This window comes from Bacteroidota bacterium, from assembly GCA_013360915.1.
Taxonomy (GTDB): Bacteria; Bacteroidota; JABWAT01; order JABWAT01; family JABWAT01; genus JABWAT01.
Genome location: JABWAT010000020.1, coordinates 19,296 through 43,380, shown reverse-complemented (window position 1 = coordinate 43,380; position 24,085 = coordinate 19,296). Strand labels below are relative to the sequence as shown.

Annotated in this window: 19 protein-coding genes; 4 read left to right on the top strand and 15 right to left on the bottom strand. The window is 49.6% G+C overall.

Annotation, left to right across the window (positions count from 1 at the left end; all coding sequences use genetic code 11):
* Positions 1-969: 969 nt before the first annotated feature.
* Entirely contained in the window at positions 970-2,454 is a 1,485-nt protein-coding gene (locus HUU10_14015) for an amino acid permease (GenBank protein ID NUQ82722.1), read from the bottom strand.
* A 216-nt stretch (positions 2,455-2,670) separates the two neighbouring features.
* Here HUU10_14015 and HUU10_14010 point away from each other — a divergent pair, with 216 nt between their 5' ends.
* Positions 2,671-3,927, top strand: a complete 1,257-nt coding sequence (locus HUU10_14010) for a M48 family metallopeptidase (GenBank protein NUQ82721.1) — start codon at positions 2,671-2,673, stop codon at positions 3,925-3,927.
* Between the two features lie 5 nt (positions 3,928-3,932).
* The gene (locus HUU10_14005) at positions 3,933-4,373 is read left to right on the top strand and encodes a DedA family protein (protein ID NUQ82720.1); all 441 of its coding nucleotides are present in this window, start codon (positions 3,933-3,935) and stop codon (positions 4,371-4,373) included.
* Positions 4,374-4,478: 105 nt separating this feature from the next.
* Here HUU10_14005 and hemN read toward each other — a convergent pair whose 3' ends face one another.
* Genes hemN through HUU10_13970 form a run of 7 tightly spaced genes read right to left on the bottom strand, consistent with a single transcriptional unit; the run spans position 4,479 to position 11,430 of the window.
* A complete protein-coding gene (gene hemN, locus HUU10_14000) occupies positions 4,479-5,867 on the bottom strand; it encodes an oxygen-independent coproporphyrinogen III oxidase (GenBank protein NUQ82719.1) in 1,389 nt (462 codons plus the stop codon).
* Positions 5,867-6,913 carry a uroporphyrinogen decarboxylase gene (locus HUU10_13995; protein NUQ82718.1) on the bottom strand — a complete coding sequence of 349 codons (1,047 nt, stop codon included), beginning with the start codon at positions 6,911-6,913 and terminating at the stop codon, positions 5,867-5,869. Before HUU10_13995 ends, hemN begins: the two co-directional genes overlap by 1 nt.
* The gene (locus tag HUU10_13990) at positions 6,910-7,617 is read right to left on the bottom strand and encodes a response regulator transcription factor (protein NUQ82717.1); all 708 of its coding nucleotides are present in this window, start codon (positions 7,615-7,617) and stop codon (positions 6,910-6,912) included. Before HUU10_13990 ends, HUU10_13995 begins: the two co-directional genes overlap by 4 nt.
* Positions 7,610-8,938, bottom strand: a complete 1,329-nt coding sequence (locus HUU10_13985) for a HAMP domain-containing histidine kinase (protein ID NUQ82716.1) — start codon at positions 8,936-8,938, stop codon at positions 7,610-7,612. Before HUU10_13985 ends, HUU10_13990 begins: the two co-directional genes overlap by 8 nt.
* Positions 8,935-10,233 (bottom strand): glutamate-1-semialdehyde 2,1-aminomutase, encoded by a 1,299-nt coding sequence (gene hemL, locus HUU10_13980; GenBank protein ID NUQ82715.1) that lies wholly within the window; start codon positions 10,231-10,233, stop codon positions 8,935-8,937. Before hemL ends, HUU10_13985 begins: the two co-directional genes overlap by 4 nt.
* Positions 10,230-10,658, bottom strand: coding sequence for a DUF4870 domain-containing protein (locus HUU10_13975; GenBank protein ID NUQ82714.1), 429 nt, complete (start codon positions 10,656-10,658; stop codon positions 10,230-10,232). The genes hemL and HUU10_13975 overlap by 4 nt, the downstream gene beginning before the upstream one ends.
* Positions 10,659-10,683: 25 nt before the next feature.
* Positions 10,684-11,430 (bottom strand): DUF1211 domain-containing protein, encoded by a 747-nt coding sequence (locus HUU10_13970; protein ID NUQ82713.1) that lies wholly within the window; start codon positions 11,428-11,430, stop codon positions 10,684-10,686.
* Between the two features lie 116 nt (positions 11,431-11,546).
* Here HUU10_13970 and HUU10_13965 point away from each other — a divergent pair, with 116 nt between their 5' ends.
* The gene (locus HUU10_13965) at positions 11,547-13,079 is read left to right on the top strand and encodes an AbgT family transporter (GenBank protein ID NUQ82712.1); all 1,533 of its coding nucleotides are present in this window, start codon (positions 11,547-11,549) and stop codon (positions 13,077-13,079) included.
* On the top strand, positions 13,079-13,744 hold the full coding sequence (locus HUU10_13960) for a hypothetical protein (protein NUQ82711.1): 666 nt from the start codon (positions 13,079-13,081) through the stop codon (positions 13,742-13,744). Before HUU10_13965 ends, HUU10_13960 begins: the two co-directional genes overlap by 1 nt.
* Before the next feature lie 230 nt (positions 13,745-13,974).
* On the opposite strand, the gene HUU10_13955 is transcribed toward HUU10_13960, so the two are convergent.
* The 7 genes from HUU10_13955 to HUU10_13925 all read right to left on the bottom strand — a co-directional run bounded on the left by HUU10_13955 (position 13,975) and on the right by HUU10_13925 (position 24,080).
* Positions 13,975-14,319, bottom strand: a complete 345-nt coding sequence (locus tag HUU10_13955; protein NUQ82710.1) for a DoxX family membrane protein — start codon at positions 14,317-14,319, stop codon at positions 13,975-13,977.
* A gap of 109 nt (positions 14,320-14,428) precedes the next feature.
* Positions 14,429-15,058 carry a hypothetical protein gene (locus HUU10_13950; GenBank protein ID NUQ82709.1) on the bottom strand — a complete coding sequence of 210 codons (630 nt, stop codon included), beginning with the start codon at positions 15,056-15,058 and terminating at the stop codon, positions 14,429-14,431.
* Between the two features lie 217 nt (positions 15,059-15,275).
* Positions 15,276-17,870, bottom strand: a complete 2,595-nt coding sequence (locus HUU10_13945; protein ID NUQ82708.1) for a T9SS type A sorting domain-containing protein — start codon at positions 17,868-17,870, stop codon at positions 15,276-15,278.
* A 425-nt stretch (positions 17,871-18,295) separates the two neighbouring features.
* Positions 18,296-19,492 (bottom strand): PQQ-binding-like beta-propeller repeat protein, encoded by a 1,197-nt coding sequence (locus HUU10_13940; GenBank protein ID NUQ82707.1) that lies wholly within the window; start codon positions 19,490-19,492, stop codon positions 18,296-18,298.
* 228 nt (positions 19,493-19,720) lie between these two features.
* Positions 19,721-20,809: a PQQ-binding-like beta-propeller repeat protein gene (locus tag HUU10_13935; protein NUQ82706.1), complete on the bottom strand. Its 1,089-nt coding sequence runs from the start codon at positions 20,807-20,809 to the stop codon at positions 19,721-19,723.
* Between the two features lie 450 nt (positions 20,810-21,259).
* On the bottom strand, positions 21,260-22,471 hold the full coding sequence (locus HUU10_13930) for a PQQ-binding-like beta-propeller repeat protein (GenBank protein ID NUQ82705.1): 1,212 nt from the start codon (positions 22,469-22,471) through the stop codon (positions 21,260-21,262).
* Positions 22,464-24,080 (bottom strand): alpha/beta hydrolase, encoded by a 1,617-nt coding sequence (locus HUU10_13925; protein NUQ82704.1) that lies wholly within the window; start codon positions 24,078-24,080, stop codon positions 22,464-22,466. Before HUU10_13925 ends, HUU10_13930 begins: the two co-directional genes overlap by 8 nt.
* Positions 24,081-24,085: the final 5 nt, after the last annotated feature.

Genomic DNA, 24,085 nt, shown 5'->3' with positions numbered 1-24,085 from the left:
GCATCGAAACGCACTTGTGCTGAGCCAGGTCGAAGTACGATCGCCCCCATCCCGCTTACCAGATATTTTGATGCGCAGGGTACTGTGAAGACAGAAAACTTTAGGTGATTCACAAAATATCTGAAAGCTGCGATCCTTGCCACCCACACCGCCCTCCGATGCCGGTGGCCACCCGCGAATGCAAAGTCCATTTTCCAGGATTTTTGGCTTTGCCGACATCGGCCAGCCGACGAATTGAGAAACGGAAGGCCGTCAGAAACGATTGCTATCTGAGGCCCACCGGGACGAGTTCAATCGTTTTAGGCCTGGAGTGCCACGAACGAGTCTCAGGCTGGGCGGTCGGCCTCGCCGGTTCCCGAGCGGAGCCGAGGGATGGTGACTTTTTTGTGAAAAAAGTCACCCTGCGGAGCATACCAGCTTGCAGGTTTCTAAAGACTTTGAGCATTAGACAGAACAAGCCACCGGGCCCCTCGATACGATCCCGATTACGGGATCACTCGGGGACCGGGGAATCGAAATCCGTCAAGGCCAGACTTTCAGAACCCCATCCTTGTGGCTTCCCCGACTTCATCGGGGTAAACATTGGTCATTGCCCTGCGACCGGTCATTGAGCGCAGTCGAAATGCAGGGACCAAGCGCAGTCGACATGCAGCCACCGGATTCGGCACCCGGGGGACAGGAACATTCAACGGACAGGATGCAAATCTGCGAAAATTGAGATTTTTGCATTTTAAAACCGGCAACAGACCCTCACCCCTTCCCTCACCGGCGGAGAGGGTGAAATTCCGTATTCCGGTCCCTGCATTTCGACTTGGTCCCTGAGCGGAGTCGAAGGGCCGAATTCCGATCTCTGCCCACCCGTCACTGAAAAACCCTTACCCTTCGAGAACCTCAGGGTCCGGGTTTTTCCGTATTCTGAATTCTGTATTCTGAATTCTGAATTCCTATTCTGTCTCCTGTCTCCTGCAGTCAACCCCTCAGCTTGCTTTTCCGGTAGCCGTACAGGAAGTAAATCGTCAGTCCGACCACCAGCCAGATCCAGAACATTTTCCAGGTGATGGAAGGCAGATTGTATGCAATGTAGCCAGAGGCAAGCGCACTGGCCACGGCGGTCACATGAACCATCGGGGTTCTGAACGGACGGTGCATGCCTGGATCGGTATAGCGTTTCACCAGGACTCCCAGGCTGACCAGCACAAAGGCGGCCAGTGTGCCGATATTGGTCAGTTCGGCGGCTTGTCCCACATCGATAAATCCGGAAAAGAAGGCCACAAAACAGCCAGTGATCAGGGTGGCCACGTGTGGCGTGTGAAATTTCGGATGGACTTTACTGAGTGATTTGGGGAGCAATCCGTCCCGTGACATGGCATAGAAAATCCGGGGCTGGCCCAATCCGAATACAATCAGGACCGAGGTGATGGAAATGACCGCCCCAGCCGAAATGATGCCGGCGGCCCAATCGGCATTCACTGACCGGAGGGCAAAGGAAACCGGTTCGGGTACATTCAGTGTGCGGTAATCGACCATACCGGTCAGCACCACCGTCACCACCACGTACAGCACTGTGACCACTGCCAGGGAAATGATAATGCCGCGTGGCAGATCCCTGCCGGGATTGATGGTTTCCTCTGCGGCGGTTGAAATGGCATCAAAACCAATGTAGGCAAAAAAGATCAGTGCTGCTCCGGTCATGATTCCGTTAAATCCGTTCGGAGCAAAACTGTTCCAGTCATGTCCCCAGAATTCGGGTTTCACATAGGCAGCTCCGACGGCAATAAACAACAACACCATCGACAGTTTCAGAACCACAATCATCATGTTGGCACGGGAGGATTCCTTAATTCCGATGAGCAGCAATCCATAGACCACCACGTTGATAAAAATGGCGGGAAAATTCACCACAATCGGTATGCCCGCCACTTTGGGAGCGGTATCGATAATCAGCGTCTCGGTTCCGTAGGCAAACCGGTGCCCGGCCGTAACGTAGTCGGTGATCATCCAGGCTGGCAGATGAATGTCGAAGCCACGCAGCAGATCAACAAAATAGCCCGACCATCCCACAGCTACGGCAATGTTTCCGATGGCATATTCCAGCACCAGACACCACCCGATAATCCAGGCCACCACTTCACCAAAAGCAGCATAACTGTATGTGTATGCCGACCCCGAAATCGGCATCATGGAGGCAAATTCTGCGTAGCACAGGGCCGCCAGTGCACAGGCAATTCCCGTAATGACAAAGCTGACCGATAAAGCCGGTCCGGCACCAATGTGATTCGCCCCGCCGGCAGCAGCCGTTCCCGTCAGCACAAAAATCCCCGTCCCGATGATGGCTCCGATTCCCAGCGCCGTCAGATCGAACCAGCCCAGTTTCTTTTCCAGTTTGTGTTCCTGCTTGTCAATGACAGCCAGAACATCTTCGAGTTTCTTTTTGCGGAACAGTTGTTTCAGCAAGGTTGTCTCCCTCATCAGGTCGGTTTTGAAAAACGGGAAAATAGCATAATTTTTCGATTCAGCCATGACCATCCGGTATTTTTGTGGCCCGATTTCAGTCGCCGGCGGGTTTTAACCCCTCAATTCTTTGGCCAATCGGGGTTTCTGCTCTGACCGGAGCGAATCGCCGGCTTTTTTCGTTCTGATGATTGCCCTTATCCTGAAAGGTTTCTGTAAATGATCGACTTTAATGTTTTTTTCTGGCTGATACTGGTTGCGCTTCTGGCCGATTATCTGCTGAACCTGGTCTCGGATTTTCTTAATCTGAAGGCTCTTTCCCGTCCGGTTCCTCCCTCCCTGGCCGGTTTGTATGATGAGGAACAGTACCGGAAATCTCAGGCCTATCAGGCAGAAAGTATCCGGTTCGGATTTTTAAGCGGAACGGTCAGTCTGGCAGCCACTCTTCTTTTCTGGCTGGCGGGCGGATTTCCCTGGATGTGGTCACTCGCAGGTAATATTTCGGTAAACCCGGTCTGGCAGGGCCTGATCTTTACAGCCGGCCTGATGGCACTTAAAAGTCTCCTTTCCACTCCCTTCAGTGTATACGCCACTTTTTCCATCGAAGCGCGGTATGGCTTTAATAAAACCACCTGGAAAACGTGGATGTCTGATCGGCTGAAAGGCCTGGCCCTCGGCATTCTCATTGGCGGTCCGATTCTGGCCGGACTGATTTTCTTTTTTACCTGGGCCGGATCGTGGGGCTGGCTGTATGCCTTCGGAACCATCATTCTGGTCACCCTGATCATTCAATATGTGGCACCCGTCTGGATCATGCCCCTCTTTAATAAGTTTCAGCCGCTCGAAAACGGGTCTCTGCGGGAATCGATCATGGCGCTGGCCGGGAAGGTTGAGTTTCCATTGAAGGATATTTACGTCATCGATGGATCACGCCGGTCCACCAAGGGAAATGCCTATTTCACCGGATTCGGGAAGAACAAACGGATTGCCTTGTATGACACGCTGATTCAGCATCAGGATGAGAAGGAAATCCTGGCGGTGGTGGCCCATGAAATCGGACATTATAAACTGCGCCACATTCCGCTGAACATGGTCATCGGTTTTCTTCACACAGGCGTTCTGATGGCACTCCTCAGTGTTGCCTTGTCGGCCCCCGGTCTGTTTGCTGCCTTCGGTATGACCACTCTGTCGGTTGCGGCCGGACTGATTTTCTTCGGGATGTTATTCACACCGGTGGAACTGATTCTGGGAATTGCCATGTCGGTGCTTTCCAGAAAACATGAATTTGAAGCCGATGCCTATGCCATCCGGGTAACCGGTCTCAGGGAGGAATTGGCCTCAGCGCTGAAAAAACTGAGCAGGCAGAATCTTTCAAACCTGACTCCCCATCCGTTCACCGTGTTTGTGGAGTATTCTCATCCGCCACTGGCTGCCCGCCTTGACCGGATGGCACCGGCTGAACCCATCCATCCATAATCAGAATGGATGCTCTCTTTCAGGCCGGGTGGCCGGGACTGTTTCTGATTGCCTTTCTGGCCGCCACTCTGGTCCCCGTTTCAAGCGAGGCCATGGTTCTTCTGATGCTGGCTGGTGGCTATCAGCCGCTGGCCATCTGGGCAGTGGCAACTGCCGGAAACACACTCGGATCGGTGGCGGGATACGGAATCGGTGCGGGAAGCCGGTGGGTTTTCTCTAAACAGGTCAACCGCGAATCATCGGGCTGGAAACGGGCGGAAGGATTGTTCGGCCGCTGGGGGGGCTGGACGTTGCTGCTGGCATGGGTGCCCGTCATCGGAGATCCGCTCTGCATGATAGCCGGCAGTCTCCGCTACCGGTTCTGGCGGTTCTGTCTGCTGGTCTTCACCGGAAAGGCCGGACGTTACGCCATCCTGATCCTTCTGTCAGAAGCCGTTACCGGGTGATGTATTTATCCCCTGAGCGGTTTTTAAAGTTGTAACGGATCCACCGGCGGATAATAAACAACTTGATCCGGGTTTTAATGGCATTCCAAATCATCGTCAGCATAGTTACACCGTTTGTGAAAACCGGCGGGGTCCGGTTTCACCCATGAGATACCGGTCGAACCGCATGGCCACATTCCGCACAAACAATTCACCGAGATCGGTCACCACCAGCCGGTCGTTAAAGCGGGTGATCAGACCATCGGCTTCCAGGTCATCCATGCCCGCCAGTTCTTCCCTGAAATAGTCGGTGAAGGTTTCACCGGTCAGCCGTTTAAAATCATCGTAAAAAACAGCAAACTGAACCATGATATCCATAATGGCGCGTTGGCGGATCCGGTCATCGGTCGTCATCTGGTAGGCATGTTCGATGGGCAGCCGACCTTCAGACAGACCCGTTTCCCATTGTTTCAGATTTTTCTGATTCTGAACATACTCTCCACCGATAAAGCCGATGGAAGAGGGACCAAAGGCGAGAATGGTTTCGGTCTGCAAGGTTGTATATCCCATGAAATTCCGGCGGAGACGACCTTCATCCAACGCCACGGATAGTTCATCCTCGGGTTTTGCAAAATGATCCATTCCGATCAGCCGGTAACCGGCCGATTCAAGAAAATCCTTTGCATCCATCAGAAGCGACAGTTTTTCCAATCCCTCCGGCCGCTGATACTGATCAAGCACCTGCTGATGTTTATGAATCCAGGGAACGTGAGCGTAAGAGAACAAAGCCAGACGATCCGGATCGAGCAAGAGGGTTTTCTTAAGGGTTTCCCTGAATGAGGCCGCCGTTTGAAGCGGCAATCCGTAAATCAGATCCACATTCACCGACTGGGCTCCCCGACGCCGGGCTTCTGAAACCTGCCGGTAGGTATCCTCGAAGGGCTGAATGCGCTTAACGGCTTCCTGCACGGCCGGATTAAAATCCTGCACACCAAACGAGAAGCGTTGGAAACCTTCATCGGACAGGGCATCCAGATGGTCGTTGGTGGTCACCACCGGGTCGATTTCCACCGACAACTCTCCCGACAGGAAGTTGATATCGAAGGAATGATTCAGCAGCGCCATGAGCCGGTGAATCTGTTCCGGTGACAGGTAGGTTGGCGTGCCACCTCCCAGATGGAGCGAATCGACCACCGGTTTAAATCCCAGTTGATCTGCAACCAGTTTTATCTCGGTTTCGAGATGCTGCAGAAACCGGTCAGCCACGGAATGATCCGCCCGGACGGACACGTTACAGGCGCAATAGAGACACCGGTCCTCGCAGAACGGGATGTGAAGGTACACACTGATGGGTCCGCCGGCCGAGCGGGCCAGTTTTTTCAATTGGTTGATGTAAGAGGACGGATCGGTTACCACCGGCCAGACGGGTGCGGTCGGATAGCTGGTGTATCGCGGACCGGGTTTGTTGTACCGGGAAAGCAGATAGTCCAGTTTACTGGTTTGTTCCGTTTCCATTATTCCTTCATTCTGAAAGCCTGAACGGCTTCCACCATGGCTTTGGCATGATCTGGATTCACATCGGGATGAATGCCATGCCCCAGATTAAAAATATGACCGGGCCTGCCGCCCCATTCCGTCAGCAGACGGTTCACTTCACGTCGGATGGCGTCGGGAGATCCGTACAGTACCGACGGATCGAGATTTCCCTGAACTGCAATCCTTCCGGCTGTTCGCGAGGCCAGTTCGCCGATGGGAACCGAGTGATCGGCTCCAAACACCGTTGCCCCTGCCGCAATGGCCCTTTCCAATACAAAATCAGCCCCTTTGGCAAACACAATGACCGGCACACCGGCTGGTTTCAGGGCCCGGATGACCGACTCCAGTGCGGGCCAGCCAAATTCCAGATACAAATGCGGAGGCAATGCACCGGCCCAGGTATCAAAAATCTGAACGGCCTGAACGCCTGCCCTGATCTGAGCCAGAAGATAGGAAGCCACCGACTCGGACAACCGATCAAGTAAATCGATGGCTGCAGCGGGTTCATCCAGCAACAGGGATTTGGAAAAGCGGAAGGTTTTCGAGGACTGACCTTCCACCATATAGGTCATCAGCGTCCAGGGGGCGCCCGAAAAGCCGATGAGCGGAACACGCCCGTCCAGACGTTTCTGAATCAGACGGATGGCTTCCATGACATAGCCCAGATCGGAATCGGGATCAGGGACTGGTAACTGTCTGATGGCGGACACCTCTCTGAGTGGCTTATGAAAAACCGGACCCCGGCTTTCAATCAGTTCCAGTTCCAGACCCATGGCATCGGGAATAACCAGAATATCAGAGAATAAAATTGCGGCATCGACTCCCAGCCGGTCAATGGGCTGAATGGTTACCTCGGCAGCCAGTTCAGGAGACTGGCACATGGTCATAAAATCGGCGTTTTGTCTCACAGCCCGGTACTCGGGCAGGTACCGGCCAGCCTGCCGCATCATCCAGACCGGGGTGCGGTCGGTGGATTCACGCCGGCAAGCCCGCAGAAACCGGTCATTCTTCAAGATCATACTCATTTTTTCGGATCCCCGGTAAATTTATATCCGACTCCACGGATCGAGTGGATAAAGACTGGATTGGATGGATCGTCCTCGAAGTACTTTCTAAGCCGGGAAATGAAGTTATCGATGGTCCGGGTGGTCGGGTACACATCGTATCCCCAGACCCGGGACAGAATAATTTCTCTGGAAACCACCTGTCCTTCATTCTGAATCAGCAGTTTAAGCAATTCCGTTTCCTTGGCCGTTAATTCAATGCGGCCGTTGCTGGTGGCGGCTTCATGCTGTGAGAAGTAGATGGTGTTTTTGCCAAAGGTGAAAGTATCGGTCAGAAATTTGGCCACATCGGGTTTGGCCGCCGTCCGGCGGATCAGCCGGGCCACACGAAGGAGCAATTCTTCGAGGTTAAATGGTTTGGTCATGTAATCATCGGCCCCGCTCTTCAGACCGCGGATCCGGTCCGGATCCTGATACCGCGCAGAGAGCACCAGGACAGGAGTGGTTTCATCCTTCACCCGGATGGATTCCAGCACGTCGAATCCGCTGATCCCGGGAAGCATGATATCGAGAATCACCAGATCGTACCTGCCTTCATTAAATGCTTCAAGGGCTTTCAGTCCGGTACCACACAGGGTAACCGTGTACCCTTCGGCTTCCAGATTGTACTGAAGGGTGGTTGCCAGGGATTTTTCATCCTCGACCAATAAAATCCGGTTAGTCATGGTCAGCCTCACTCAGTTTTGGCAACCGCACCCTGAAACAGGTCCGTTTGCCGGGTTCCGACTCCACTGTCAGGGTTCCGCGGTGCAGTTTTACCATTTCTCTGGCAATATACAATCCCAGACCGGCACCGGGCGACTGACGGGTCTGCTCATCTTCCACCCGGAAAAATTTGTCGAAAATGTAAGGAAGGGCATCTTCCGGGATACCGGCTCCCTGATCGGTTACCGAAAATTCCCATTCTGCTTCATCCTGCCTGGCATCTATAAAAACCGGTCCATCCGAATATTTCAGGGCATTATCCACCAGATTGATAAACACCGACCGCAACCGGACTTCATCCCCCGATACCCATGCATCCTGCCGGATACCATCGCCGAACTGAACGCGGTCAAATCCACCGGCTGGTTCAGAAAACCATTTTTCAATCAGTTCCGTCAGGTTCAGTTCAGTCATGGCAGGGGTGGCCTGATGGTTTTCGAGCCGTGCAGCCGCCAGAATATTATCCACATGGGCAGTCAGACGGTCCAGTTCAGAAAGCGCCTGCCGGAGAAACACATCACGGCGATCGGGTGGCGGATTGTGTTTCAGCACCGTTTCCAGATTGAGACGTGCACCGGCAAGCGGTGATTTCAGTTCATGGGTCACAGTCAGCATAAAATTCTGGGACTGGTGAGTGTAACGCCATTCTTTGCTCAGACTCAGGTATAAAATCACCACCGCTACGGTCAGCAGAATGATAAAAAACGTCCCCTCAGCCAGAAACATGCGGTTCTTCGAATAAAATGTCTCCTCAATGGCATGCAGATAGTCCGGATTCACCACCAGATCATCGGCGTGAAGAACTCCGTCATATATCTGGTTCCGAACCATGCCCAGACGGAGCGCCGGATAGGTCTGATCGAGCCAATACGCCAGCCGCATGCTATCGAGGCGGATGTAGGTCACAGGGCCATTTTCTCCGCTGGTCACGATCCACCATCCGGTCCGTATGTACCGGTTTCCTTCGGGTTTCAGATTCTGCCTGATGGCACCGAATCCCGAAGAATCACCACTCACCAACCGGAAACCCTGAGGGGTGACCTCAATCCTGGCGGCGGTCATGTCCATGGTGGTGCTGCCCGGAAAATCGGACCAGAGCTGATTCAGGCGGAAAGAGGCTGTGAAACGCTGCTGGTCGGCCATCCGCAGGGACTGATCATGCCAGGTCCGGCTGGAATTGATGTGAAAAAACACCCACCACGTGAGCTGTGCGCCAATGATCAGAACAATCAGCGCAAAGACAGCCAGGAAGAGTTTGTTTCGCCGGACAAGCGGATTCATTTGCCGTAGGCCACTTTGAACGCCGATTCCATGATGGTAAGGGTACGGTCCAGATCGGTTGACTGATGAACCGAGGAAACAAACATTACTTCGTAGCCGCTGGGCGCAATGTAGACCCCATTTTCGAGACAGTGATGAAAAAAGAGCCGGTAACGATCCATGGTGGCATGATCTATATCGGTTGCCCGTCGCAGACGGTCCGCCGCACCGAAATACGTCCATAAAACCGAGCCCATCCGGATGGGCACCGCTTCGATATTCAGGTTCCTGATGATCGACGCCATTCCTTCTCCCAGACGTGCTGCAAGTGATTCCAGTCGGTCATAGAAACCGGGTTCAGTAAGCAATCTCAGTTGGGTAAGTCCGGCTGCCATGGCTACCGGATTTCCGGACAGGGTTCCGGCCTGATAGACCTTTCCGACCGGAGCAATCACCGACATGATATCACGGCGGCCGGCATAGGCACCTACCGGGAATCCGCCCCCAATGATTTTTCCGAAAGTGACCAGATCGGGTCGGATGTCATACACCCCGGTTGCACCACCTAACGCCACCCGGAATCCGGAAATCACCTCATCGAAAATGAGCAGGGCGCCCGATTGCGTACAGGCATCACGCAGGGTCTGCAGGAATTCACGACGTTGAAGAAGCAGGCCGTTATTTGCCGGAACCGGCTCAATAATCACGGCTGCCACCTGGTCACCCACCGATTTCATCAGGTCGAGGAAGCGGTCTTCATCATCCAGCGGAAGCACCAGCGTTTCCCTTGCCAGAGACTCGGGAACACCGGGAGTTGAGGCAATTCCGAATGTGGCCAGTCCCGATCCGGCATTGACCAGCAGACTGTCGGCATGACCGTGATAGCATCCATCAAATTTGATAATTTTCGTCCGGCCGGTGAACCCGCGGGCCACCCGGATGGCTGACATGACCGCCTCGGTTCCGGAATTCACAAACCGGATCATTTCTGCATGCGGCAGCAAACCGGTAATCAGAGAAGCTATTTCCACTTCGCACGGATTCGGGGTTCCGAAACTGGTACCGTTCTGTGCAGAAGCCATCACCGCTTTCAAAATTTCGGGATGTGCATGACCCGAAATAAGTGGGCCCCACGATCCGCAGTAATCGATATAGGTATTTCCATCCACATCGGTCAGGTAGCATCCCGATCCCGATTTCATAAAAACCGGAGTTCCGCCCACCGATTTAAACGCCCGGACAGGGGAATTCACGCCACCGGGAATAACGGCCCGGGCCCGGTCGAACAAGGCAGCAGATTGCGGATAGGATTTCATACGGATTTTGATCTGAATAAACGGTAAATGAGAACGTACCGGTGCGATTCACCCCGGATGGCCAGAACCGATGCCTGAATCATCATGACCACGAAGACCAGCGCCAGCGTGACAATGAAAACGAGGATGCCGTAATACCAGCCCTGTGGAATCAGACCCACTTTCAGCGGACTGTAAAGCAGCAGGAAGAAAATTACCAGATACGAGGTGATGGCAATCTGGAAGTTTACCGATTCGCGGGCATTGGCCACCACAAATTCATCGCGGTTTCTGAAAAAGAGCCAGATAAGAGCCGGCGCCCAGATATTGGCAAGTGAATGGCTGAACCAGTCGCCAATCACCACCACCAGCGGAATAAAATGACAGACACTTGCCCAGAGACGCGTGTCCTTTTCTTGCTTGGATAAATCGGAAAAAGAATCCATAAATCGACCAGAAAATGAAGGAAAATCAGGCAGCAGGAAGTTCCCGTTCGGGAAACTTTTTAACGAGACGGGAACGGGAGACATATTTAATGACGAACATGGCCGGCCCGATCAGGAAGTAGAAGAATCCGGCCCAGGCAGAGGCCGCCGGAAAAGGCAGCCAGGCAATCAGAACTGACAGAAGCCCGATGGTTGCCATGGTCCCGGTGGCCCAGAGTTCCTCGCGGGTGAGCCAGCGTTCAACCGGCGTCAGATGAAGCACGTCCCGAAGGGCCCATGCATGCCGGTAAAGCATAAAAAACAGGAAGAAAACCGCGGCAAATCCCAAACCGTAAATCGTCATCATTTCCGACCCGGCATCGGCAGGCATGATCGGTCCTTCCACATCGGATAAATCACCCAGCACACCCGGACCAAAAAAAATGGCAGCCGTCAGTGTAAAGACAAATTTCAGCGGATAGACATAAAACAGAAGAATAAACAGAAGTGCCGAATTCAGCACCATCGTGATGGTATCATGCAATCCATACCGCCGGAAGAACTTCTGATGCATGAACCACAGCAACACCAGCATGGCAAAACAAAAGGCAAATCCGATAAACCCTGCCATCATGGATTTCAGTTCGGCGTAAGTTTTGGGAACTTCCAGCGACACCACCAGCAGCGTGATCGCAAAAGCGAAGACGGCATCGGTGAATCCCTCGAGCCGCGAAGGGGAAAGTCCACGGTAAACAAATCCGGTGGATTCTCTGGTCTGATCGGTCAGTTTCATCCTGCAAAGATAAACCGGTAACCACTGCAACTCCGCATGGAGGGAACGGATTTGGTCTGTCTGACTGTTCTGGCACATATTTGCCAGCATCAACCTCTAACCAAAACGGAGTCTGAATGGAGACCACTGTCAAACGATCGGCCGTCGATCGCTTCCTCTCGGTTGTTGAACGCACCGGGAATGCCCTTCCTCACCCGGTAACCTTGTTTTTCCTTTTCTGCGTCCTGATTCTGGTGGCATCCGCCCTTGCTGCCTGGCTGGATCTGGTGGTCGTTCATCCCACCACCGGCGCTGAAATACGGCCTCTGAACCTGCTCTCGGTGGAAGGACTCCACCGGATCATGAATGAAATGGTGACCAATTTTACCGGATTTGCTCCATTGGGAACAGTTCTGGTCGCCATGCTCGGGATCGGGATCGCTGAAGGATCCGGACTGATCGGAAGTGCGCTGAAGGTCCTGGTCACCTCGGCACCGAAACGCATGCTCACCATGGTCATTGTATTTGCAGGTGTCCTTTCTAATGCTGCCTCCGAGGTGGGTTATGTACTTCTCGTTCCTCTGAGCGGACTGGTGTTTCTGGCGGTGGGCCGGCACCCGCTCGCCGGAATTGCCGCCAGCTTTGCCGGGGTGTCGGGTGGATATTCAGCCAATCTGCTGCTGGGCACCATCGATCCGCTTCTTGCCGGACTCTCCACCGAAGCCGCCCGGATTGTGGATCCCACCTATCTGGTGAATCCTGCCGCCAATTTTTACTTCATGTTCGCCTCCACCTTTATCATCACCGCACTGGGAACCTGGATCACCGAAGCCATTGTCATTCCGCGTCTGGGGCCGTTTCACGGGAAGGATGATTCCGATACGCTTTCAGACCTGAAACCTGCCGAAAAGCGCGGTTTGTGGGCTGCATTAATCGTGGTTCTGATTCTGGCCGGAATTCTCGTCATGGGACTGGTCCCGGAACAGGGATTTCTGCGTTCTCTTAAGGATGGATCCATTCTGCATTCGCCGGTTCTGTCGGGTGTGGTGGCGGTCATTTTTGTGGCTGCTGCATTGGCCGGAATTGTGTATGGTCTGGTGGCCGGTACGTTCAAATCGGATGGCGATGTAATCAAAGGCATGTCCAAATCCATGGAAACCATGGGATCTTACATGGTGCTCGTCTTTGTGGCTGCTCAGTTTGTGGCCTTTTTCAAATGGAGCAATCTCGGACTCATTTTCGCGGTGGAAGGCTCCATTCTGCTGAAAGCATCCGGTCTGGGACCGATTCCTCTCATGCTGGGCTTCATGTTACTAACCGCCGTGGTGAACCTGGCCATGGGTTCCGCTTCAGCCAAATGGGCCGTGATGGCTCCGGTATTTATCCCCATGTTTATGCTGCTGGGGATTTCTCCCGAGGTCACTCAGACGGCCTACCGGGTCGGCGATTCGGTCACGAATATCATTTCACCCATGATGTCATACTTCCCGCTTATCATCGCCTTCATTCAGAAATATGATGAAAAGGCCGGCATCGGGACGGTGGTCAGCACCATGATTCCCTATTCCATCATTTTCGGAATCGGATGGGCCATCTTTTTCTCGATCTGGTACCTCCTTGGCATTCCCGTGGGTCCCGGTGCTCCTATGAGCTATCCGGCTGTTCCCTGATGCCCTTTTTCAGAATCCCGGCCAATCTGCGGCCGGGAACTGATCAGGAGGGAGTCCGATCCTGGTCTTCCTTTGGTGACTGGGGTCCGGGAATTCTCCGGTTCGGACCGGTCATCCAGATTCAGCAGCATCACCTCCCGCCGGGAACCGGTCTTTTCCGGTTCGACCGTCAGTCTATCCATCTCATGACGGTTCATTCCGGCCTGCCGCTCATGAAAACCTCGACCGGATTTTATCAGACCCTTCAGCCGCAATCGGTACTGTCCTGGCATTCAGGAGGAGGAACCACGATTTCACTGGAAACCGATCCGGATGCCGGCGCAATGATCACCGAGTTTCAACTGCTTCCCACCGCTTTGTTTGACCGGTCGTCGCTGGTGACCACCCGTTTTCATCACCGGGAAGGTCTGAGTGGATTTCTGGAGGAACAGGCGGGAGGTTTCCGGATGGTCAGCGGGGAATTGTTTCCCTTTGAAGAAACCTCTCTCGGACTTTCAAATCCGGATAACGGATTGTTATTAGTCTTTCTGGAAGGAACGTGTCAGATCGGTGGTGATATCGCAGGTCCGGGAGATGTGGTGGGCGTGTATGATTACGACCGGATCCAGTTCATGCCGCAGACCCGGCTGAGTCTGGTCGGACTGGAAGTGGAAATGAGTGGCTAGCCACGGGATTACTGGTACACCCGGTTGGTTTTTTATATGTACGCTAAGTCGCAAAGGCGCTAAGATTTTTTGGTTTTCAATGCAAAAACCTCTGCGGTCTTTGCAAATTCTCTGCTGTCTTTGCGGATAAATACCTTTCAACGCAAAGCTGCAAAGGTTTTTTTCTAAGTTTTTAGTACAGGAAACTTAGCGCCTTGGCGACTTAGCGTACAAATTTTTTGCAGGGGCGGTTATTTCGTGGTGTGGGCAACCAGCAGCAGACCGCCAACCAGACCCAGATCCTTCAGCAGCATCGACATGGAAACCTGATTTCCACCCAGCATGCCCGGAAGATGGACCGTCAGAATAACGATGGCAATAAAGGCAGCCAGCAGAAGAGCCGCCAGACGGGCTTGTTTATTGATGAAAAGAGCAACTGCACCTGCAATAAGGGCTGCACCGGTCAGATAAACCCAGAGTACGCCGCCTGGTAACCACGATGGAACCATACCGGCCATACCGGCACCGAATGCAAAGTGGAAAATCCCGAATACGAGCATGGGAATGGCGATGATGATACGTCCGGTCAGTGACAGATTATTCATGAGAAACCTCCTGTTTTGGTTATGGTTGTTATGACATTAGTTGTCATAACACTTAATAACCCACTAAAAAGCCGGGGAGTTCCCGGCTTTCAAATTTTTTTCAGTCCTCGTCCCAGGAGCGGTTTCCGAACCATCCGAACTTCAGATTCAGAGCGAGGGTGAAATCAGAGAGGTCTTTGCTTTCGAATCCTTTCAGGTTTTCACCGGCGATGAACCGGTAACTCGCACCGATGGATGGATGAAACCAGTTGGTCACATTCAGTTCCATTCCAACAAAGGGTTCTGCCACAAAAAAGGTGTTGTGGTGGCCGTCATAATCCCAGTCATCCATTTTCTTTGTGGTGTAGGTAAATCCGCCGGCACCGATAAGCATGGCATAATTCAGATGAAGCAATTTATTGGGATTCTGAGTGTATTCCAGATAAAAACCGCCATAGCCGAGGCGCAGATACAGGGGTTCAATGCTGGTGCTCTGAATGGATGCAGGGGCTTTAATCTCGGTGGCCAGACCAAAGCCGCCCCCTCCGATTCCCCATTGATTATTCAGAAGCACACCGCCATAACCACCGGTCATGAGGGCACCATCACCGGCAATGCGGGTGAACCGGGTGGTGGGTCCGCCAAAACCGCTGATGGAGTGGATGTTGCCATTAAACAGGGTTTCTGGTTCATCCTGCGCCGAAGCCAGTCCGGCCGGAACGAGGAAAAGAAGAGAGAGCAGCCATTTCATGAGATAAATCCTTTCTGGTTGAAAAACAGAGGAGGTTTACGACAAAAGGGTCTGCTGGGTTTCAGGGAAACTCTGGTCCTTTACCACAACGGTCACAAAGCGTTTAAGAAAGAACACAAAGGATTATTTTGTTTTCAATACAAATACTTCTGAGGTCTTTACGAATTAATTGCGCCCTTGCATTTAACTGGCTTCACCACGAAAAACATTTAATACCTCACTTCAGGAGCAGCACCCTCTGCGTTTGACGGATTCCGGCACCATCAAATTGTACCCAATAGAAACCCGTTGACTTACCTGCAAACGACAAGGCATACCATTGCCTGCCGGGGTTGACCATCATCTCCTCTTTACTGATCAATTGACCCAACACTGTGTAAACCCCTATCTGAATGGGTTGCACGCGATCGCTTTTAATTTCAAAAGTGGTTGACGGATTAGCCGGATTCGGAAAGGCACCGGAAACCGTAAACCAGTCAGGAACACCAGATATCACCTGTTTCTCTTCTGGAGTAATCACCACATGGCCTTCAAGCGACCAGTAAAAGCTGGTTGGGGAAATCTGCCGGATGCCTGTTCCCGAAACATGAACCGGTTTTGAACAGGTGATCAGGATACCCGGACCTCCCGGTGTTTTTCTGACCGGATTCAATTCAATCGACGCATTGGTTTCCCTGCTGACAAACCCCCAGAGTTTATCAGCAGGAATACCTGCAGATGCCACCTGCAATTCCAATTGTTTGCCGACTGACCACTGAAAAAAGCCCTCCTGATCATGCCAGGGAAATCGAACCATTTTAAACGAAGCCGTCCGGATCGTATCTCCGTTCTGATAGTCGGAGCGAATGAAAACCGGGCCCGATACCGGAAAGTAAACTGCTGCTTTTCCCATTTGCGGATTCAGATCCAGTTTATCCCAACCAAACAGACTGGTTAATTCAACAGAAAGGGAACCCTTTCCTGGCGTGAATGAGAAGTATATAGAATCCCGGTCAAAGGTGCAGGTAAAAGGTGTGGGCAGAGTTGGTTGAACGGCTTTGACCGACACCCCAAGCCTGATCATGGGAATGAAACCGGCCAGATCGTAAGACACCGGCCAGACATCGGATGGTTTTCTCCAATCCCCATGATTGTTTATAACCATGAAACCAGATTGACCTGCCCGATCCATGGCCAACACCACCCCATTTTTCGAGGGTGCATGGGATGAAAAAACGACCCACACACCAGACCCGGTATAGGTCTGAACGGCATGACCAACAGGCAAGGAAATGGTTTCGAAACGGATTTGCGCATAAGGACGTCCCGATTTGCACAAAATCTGATCACCAATCTGCCTGCACAGTGAATCAAAGAATTGAAGTTCAAATTGTCTGGGAGCATCCGAATCGACCTCCGTCCCGTCGAACTCAGAAAGAAATCCACCCAGGAACGACACATCCCTGATACCGGAATAATCCGGGTGATCGATTGGGATCCACTGGGCAAAGGACCGGATGGAATCGGGCAGACGAAGAAAACGGGCCGAACCCATAAATTCATCCGACTTCCCGTCATCCTGACGGATGGTCAATACCACCCTTTCCGGTTCCCCTTCAATCCGATAACTGATCTGATTACCCAATGAAGGCTCGTTTACATCGGGATGTTCAGCATTGACAAGAACCATCAGCACTGGTTTTTCAGAGTCGGTTTGGATGGATAGGGTCTCACCAGATTTGAATGAAAACCACTGCGGTTCTTTATCGGTCGTGAATGGTAACCATAACAAGTCGGTTTTTATCAGTGAACTTACCCCAATAGAATAGATGGAAGATCCCTCAAGCAAGAGTGAGGAAAACCCACCCGGATCTTGTTTCGTGAATCCTTCAACAGGGAAAAACCGGTTTGGTTCAGTGGGTAGCAACGACAGATCGGGTTGCCAACGGGGTGGAAACGGAGTTTGATCCGGTCTGAATGGGCGCAGGAATAAATCGGATATCCATTGCCGGTTCAGCGTTGTATAATCGGGTAGGGTTGGATTGGCTGCAAACCCGTCGAGGCCAACCGATCTAGACCAGATCAATTGCTGAAAAGCAGAAAGCCCATACCTGAAGTAAAACCAACTGATAAAAACCAGACTTTGTTCATAGGATAAAATGGCATCCTGATCCTTCCAGATTGCCCAGCTTTTTTCTGTATTTTTCTGGAATCGGGTGACGGGTCTTGGCTCAAAACCACACAGATATTCCATCAGTTCAGAGCACCCCTCATTTATGGACACCCATTCCGGATTGTCCGGATCGGAATATTGTGAATGGACCAGATGCTGAAGTTCGTGAGCGGCCGTTTGAAGAGAGCCCTCAACCGTTATTGTCTGGTTAAAAATCAGGGTCGGAAAGACATCAATGTAGAGAATATCACGTTGATTGCTGGTTGGGTATTCCAATTGATCGACCGGATCAAAAAACCCGGCGATGTATTGCCCGGTCACCAGAAAATCATCCCGGATATCGAGTAGCAGAATATTCAACACCTCATCACCAGCACGATTGGGTAAATTTCCCAGAAGGGATATGGAAAGGGGAACAATTCCCTTGGTGGAATCTACCGAAAATGAGGATGTCCTTTCCACCAGATGATAGTGAAAAAGGTAAAGAAGAGAATCCATCTGGATTGGATTGATTTTCCGGTAAACCGAACTGGTATCCACCCACACATGGATCCCATCGAACCGGGCCGCCAGGTTAAAGCGGATGGAATGCCATTTACTTTGATCCTGAATATTCCTGACGAAAAATGACCGGACCGTTGCCGTGTCGGCAGGGGCCATTTTTTTAGGCAGAGAGACCTTTTGCACCCCCCCAGGTACAGGCAAATGAACCCTGACCGGTTGGTGTTGAGCAACCAGATCGGTTAACCCAAATCCGATAACCAAAAGAAAGAACAGGAAATGTTTCAATGAGGTGAAAAAGGTGAAGTGTTATCAGGAAACAGGTGTGGTTGCTACCACCCAATCCTTATGATTTTAAATGCCTAAACGCAATGATGCAAAGAATTCGGAAAGACCGCAGATATTCTTGAATTGAAAACCAAAAAACCTTTGAGTTCATGGTTATGAACACTTTGCGCCCTTAGCGGTAAAAGGATTTAAACGCAAAGTCGCCAGGAAGGAACGCCAAGACGTAGCGTTATAAAATTGAAAAACTTTGCGCCCTTGGTTATGAACACTTTGCGTCCTTCGCGTTTAAATGTATTTTACCGGATGATTTTAAATACGTAGAAACTCCCGACCCCGAAGGCAGCCACGTACCCGTTCTTCACATCCTGCGAGAGAATGGAATCATCGGGGATATCGAATTCCTCTACCACCTCACCGGTGGTGATGTCGATGATGTACCACTCATACTGGCCATAGGTATGTGGCTTAAACACATACCGGTTGCCATCGTAACTGGATGGATCAATCATTCCATCATATTCCGACAACCGCTTCCAATAGAGTTGCTTGCCGGTTTCCATATCGAGACAGAACCAGTTATCCCGGCCGCCAGTCACAAAGACAAGGCCTTTTTCTTCATCTGGGAATACACTGATTGCATCCGGAAAATCAAGTCGGTATTTGGTGATGGGTAATTCATATTTCCAATACAAATACCCATCAGATTGCCTGAACTTGAAAACCGTTCCATCCCGAAAAACCGCATACCCAACTGAATCTAACAATACCGGAACTGCGAAGAGATTAGTAATGGTCTGTGGATAGAACCCGTACCCACCATCCTTGAACCACCGTGGTACTGCGCGTATACTAAATACTTGATTTCCTGTAATTGGATCAAATTTTTTCAATTCACCAAAATTATAAATTTCAGTGCCTCCTTCACCATACCGAGTTGCAATTGTTGATCCAAATACTCCATTCATATTTGACATAATGGATCGAACTCCACCAGTATCAACATCAAATTCTTTAATTGTCAATCCGGTTGACAGATCAAATTGAATGAAGTCTGAATGAATCTTTCTGTATCCAAAATTTTCGTCAATGGTATTCATTGTCCCCGATGACCGGTGAATACCAGAATCGGGTGCCATCCATTTCCTTACCCCGGTAATCTTATCAAAGGCCGATGTTGAGTAGATATCGTTGACCACCAGGATTGAACTGTTCACCATAAAATTGGTCCCGGTATAGTCCCTTTCCTTTCCAGTTATATTTGCCTTCCAGATGAGATTTCCATTATACAGGTTTCGACACTCAACATCGGGACCGTTAGGAAAGTAAACCCGGTCACCATCGATCAACGGTAACTCAAAGCCCTGGAAACCCTGTATCTTCTTAAGATCAACCTTCCACGCCAATTTCAAATATTTTGAGTTCAGCGAATCCTCGTTGGGTTCTGTGCATGAACTGAAAATCAAACCAGCAAGCAAAACAAAGTGCATTTTCACTTTTGACCTACTCGACGTTCATCAATCCACCTTTTCGCTTCACGCATGGTTTCGGTTTCCTGTTTGTTCCAGGGTTCCCTTCGACTCCGCTCAGGGACCGTCACAGGGCAGACATTTAAACGCAATGACGCAAAGGATTCGCAAAGACCGCAGAGATTCATGTATAAAAAACTAAAAAATCTTTGCGTACTTGGATATGAACCCTTTGCGACTTTGCGGTAAAACGAATTACCGGATGATTTTAAATACGTAGAAACTCCCGACCCCGAATGCAGCCACGTACCCGTTCTTCACATCCTGCGAGAGAATGGAATCATCGGGGATATCGAATTCCTCTACCACTTCGCCAGTGGTTATGTCGATGATATACCACTCATACTGGCCGTATGTATGTGGCTTAAACACATACCGGTTGCCATCGTAACTGGATGGAAAAATCATTCCATCGTATTCCGACAACCGCTTCCAATAGAGTTGCTTGCCGGTTTCCATATCGAGACAGAACCAGCTATCCCGGCCGCCGGTCACAAAAACAAGGCCTTTTTCTTCATCTGGGAATACACTGATGGCATCCGGAAAGTCACGACGGTAATTGGTGATGGGTAATTCATATTTCCAATACAAATACCCATCGGATTGTCTGAACCTGAAAACCGTTCCATCCCGAAAAACCGCATACCCAACTGAATCTAACAATACCGGCACTGCGAAGAGATTGGTAATGGTCGACAGGTAGTCAGAGTAACCACCAAAATTAAAATAACGTGGGGTACACCGGAAACTGAAAATTTGCTGACCAGTTACAGGATCAAATTTTTTAAGTGTACCAAACTCGTAAATTTCCTTTCCCAGATCGTTAACATAACCAGCAAATGTCGAACAGAATACACCATGCTTACTGGTATTTATTGCCCGGGCAGCGCCAGTGTCAATCGGAAACATTTTAATTGTATTTCCATCGTTTAAGTTAAATTGAATAAAATTTGCTTGCCCTCGCCTGTAACCAAATTCATTGTCAATCCAATTCATGATGCCATATCGTCTGAACTCACCTGAATCAGGAGCGATCCACCGTCTTTCTCCAGAATACTTATCAAATGCAGAGGTAGAATAGGTGTCGTTTACAACAATAATTGAGTTGTTAATCAAAAAACGGGTTCCATTATAATCTCTGGTTTTACCGGTTATATTGGCCTTCCAAATGATTTTGCCAGTGGACAACTCCCTGCATTCTACATCAGGACCATTTGGAAAATAAACCCGGTTACCATCAATTGTGGGTAGTTCAAATCCTTGTGATGGTTCAATTTTTGTCAATGGTGCTTTCCACACAAGCTTTAAAAACTTTGAATTTGCACTTTCTGGATTTTCAGAACAGCCTGAAATTATCAAGGAACAAAAACAAAGATGGATTAATAGGGATAGCTTTATCACGGCCTACTCTTATTTTCTATCCACCTTTTCGCTTCACGCATGGTTTCGGTTTCCTGTTTGTTCCAGGGGTCCCTTCGGCTCCGCTCAGGGACCGTCACAGTGCAGACATTTAATCGCAATGACGCAAAGAATTCGCAAAGACCGCAGAGATTCCTGAATTGAAAACTACAAATAATCTTTGCGTTCCTGGTTATGAACACTTTGCGCCCTTAGCGGCAAAAGGATTTAAACGCAAAGTCGCCAGGAAGGAACGCCAAGACGCAGCGTTTTAAAATTGAAAAACTTTGCGCCCTTGGTAATGAACATTTTGCGTCCTTCGCGTTAAAATGTATTTTACCGGACGATTTTAAATACGTAGAAACTCCCGACCCCGAATGCAGCCACGTACCCGTTCTTCACATCCTGCGAGAGAATGGAATCATCGGGGATATCGAATTCCTCGACCACTTCGCCGGTGGTGATGTCGATGATGTACCACTCATACTGACCATACGTATGCGGTTTAAACACATACCGGTTGCCATCGTAACTGGATGGATCAATCATTCCATCGTATTCCGACAGACGTTTCCAGTAGAGTTGCTTGCCGGTTTCCATATCCAGACAGAACCAGCTATCACGGCCGCCGGTGACAAAGACAAGGCCTTTCTCTTCATCTGGGAATACACTGATGGCATCCGGAAAGTCACGACGGTAATTGGTGATGGGTAATTCATATTTCCAAACGATATTACCTGTTTCAGGAATGAACTTTATTGTTGTTCCATCTTTAAAAGAACAATAACCAAATTGTTGATCAAAGGCGGGTTTTGAAAAAAGTTCTGAACTAGTTGATAAATAAAATCCATAACCAACATCTTTAAACCATCGTGGTTGAATTCGGATCTTAAAATCAAGATTACCGGTCTCTGGGTTAATCTTTACAAGTGTCCCGAAGCTAATTCGTTCATCAGTGACCTTATCACGATATGCAGCTAAAGTATTTGCAAAGACACCAAATGAATTGGCAACTACTGAATTGAACGATCCTGAATCAGAATAAATTGATTGTATTTTATTACCAGTCCTACAATCAAACTGTTGGAGTTCCTTTGGTAAATATATTGAAGGGAATCTATAACCATGTATGTTATCTATTGTTCCAAGTGAACCATAAACACGTTGAACACCCGAATCTGGTGCAATCCAGATTTGTTCTCCAGTTAACTTGTTTAATAAGCGTGTTGAAAAGGCATCATCAATCAATATGTTTTCACTATTGAAACTAAAGTTTGTTCCAATATAATCAACTGTTCCGTTTGTAACACGCTTTTTCCAGATTGACCTTCCCGTGGAAAGTTCCCTGCATTCAATATCTGGACCATTCGGAAAGTAAGCATAGTTACCATCGATGGATGGCAATTCAAAACCCTGATAGCCCTGAACTTTTTTTAAATCTACTTTCCAAACAAACTTCAAGATTTTAGATGAATATTTGTCATCTGTATCATTATTGCAACTGACCAAGAATGCTAGTGAAAATATAAATAGTAATAATTTACTCATTGTCTTCATTATATTTTTCACGAATCCACCTTTTCGTTTCACGCATGGTTTCGGTTTCCTGTTTGTTCCAGGGTTTTACGACCCACAGGGCAGCGGCATGGTTATGGCCATCGTTTGGGTTTGTGTTTGGTGCCTCATACCACGAACCTGCAGCATTGGTTGGTTTCTGGTTCTTCAAGGCAATCATCCCATCGGTTTCAACCGTGTTGATGGAAAGAATGGTTGTCCTTGTTTCTGTCCAATTTACGAAAAGCGGATCATCACAATCATATGTCAGAAGGGCAGGAAGAACAGAGTAATTTTCCACTTTGAATCCAACGTCGGTGTTGGCAGTTTGGCAAGCCTGTAACCACTGGTTGCTGATACCATAGTGATGAATGACCACGGTTTCCGTTTCAATATCAAGATCATTGGTTAGATCCTGTGCGGCAATATCAAGGTTCTCAACCGCCCTTCTTGAAACGATGTATCTTTCTTTTGCTGCCTTCGCTTTATTCATTTGATATCTCCATTCACCGACTAACTGAAGACTTACGTCGTATAATGTTTTAAACCGATGCTCAGAGGCCCGGTATTCTGTAACTCTGTTATCAAAAAATGTTCTTAGCGCATAGGTCATTGCGACAGAATGCGCAGGTCCCAGATGTTTTCTAACATTAAAATCATCATTTCCAGCTAAACTCATACCAAGAGTAGGAGCCATAATAAATTTCCAGTAATCCTTAATTTCCGGTTTACTTAAACAATAATTAGGCTTGGAACCTACCAATCGGATAGCAGTCAAGTTAAAGTCTGTCGCCCCAATTATCAGGTAATCAGTAGCAAATGTATTATTTCTGATGGTTTCAATATCAGGATGCCCTTTTTGCATGGATTTTACATCTGTTCGATCATCACCCATCAGATCATAGAAGCCAACAGATGCTTCATTCTTTTTATTTTTTAACTCTTCCCGTATAAAATCTACCATAAATTCAAACGCAAGTGGTGTCCGTGGGGTCTGTGGTCCATTCCCGCCACTAATCATAGCATTAAATAAATCGATTGGAACATGAATAACATCTATTAAATCCGTCAGCAACCACGGATTGTCACCATTGACCCCCATACCAAGTTCATTCATTTGTAGGTTAAACTTCTGTTCCAAAAAATATTTCCCCCCCTTGAGCGTTTCTATTCCCTGAAAGGGTGACTGCATGGCAATGGTGCCACGAATTTTAAATTGCGGGTTCGTATTGGCAACCTTGTTAAAATAGGCTGCGGTCACGCCTCCCATGCTATGTCCGAATATAAACCATTCCCGGTTGGCAAAGTCACTATCCTGCATCCATTCACCAATCTTTTGATTCAACTGTGTTGCCCTCACAGAAAGGGCGACATGTTGAAAGGTAAGGTTATCAATAACGCGCAAATCCTGTCCGAGTGTGCCTCTTAATTGATTCAAGAGGAGGTTGTGATCATAAGTTAAGTCTGGCGCGTCTGGTTGACCAATATAGGTTTCATACGAGCTTCCTCCCACACCGGGTAGAAAGATGATTCCATATTTGGTTTGGGCAATGCTGGCTGCTGTTAACAGAAACAAAATAATAAAAGTAATAATGGTTTTCATGGGTA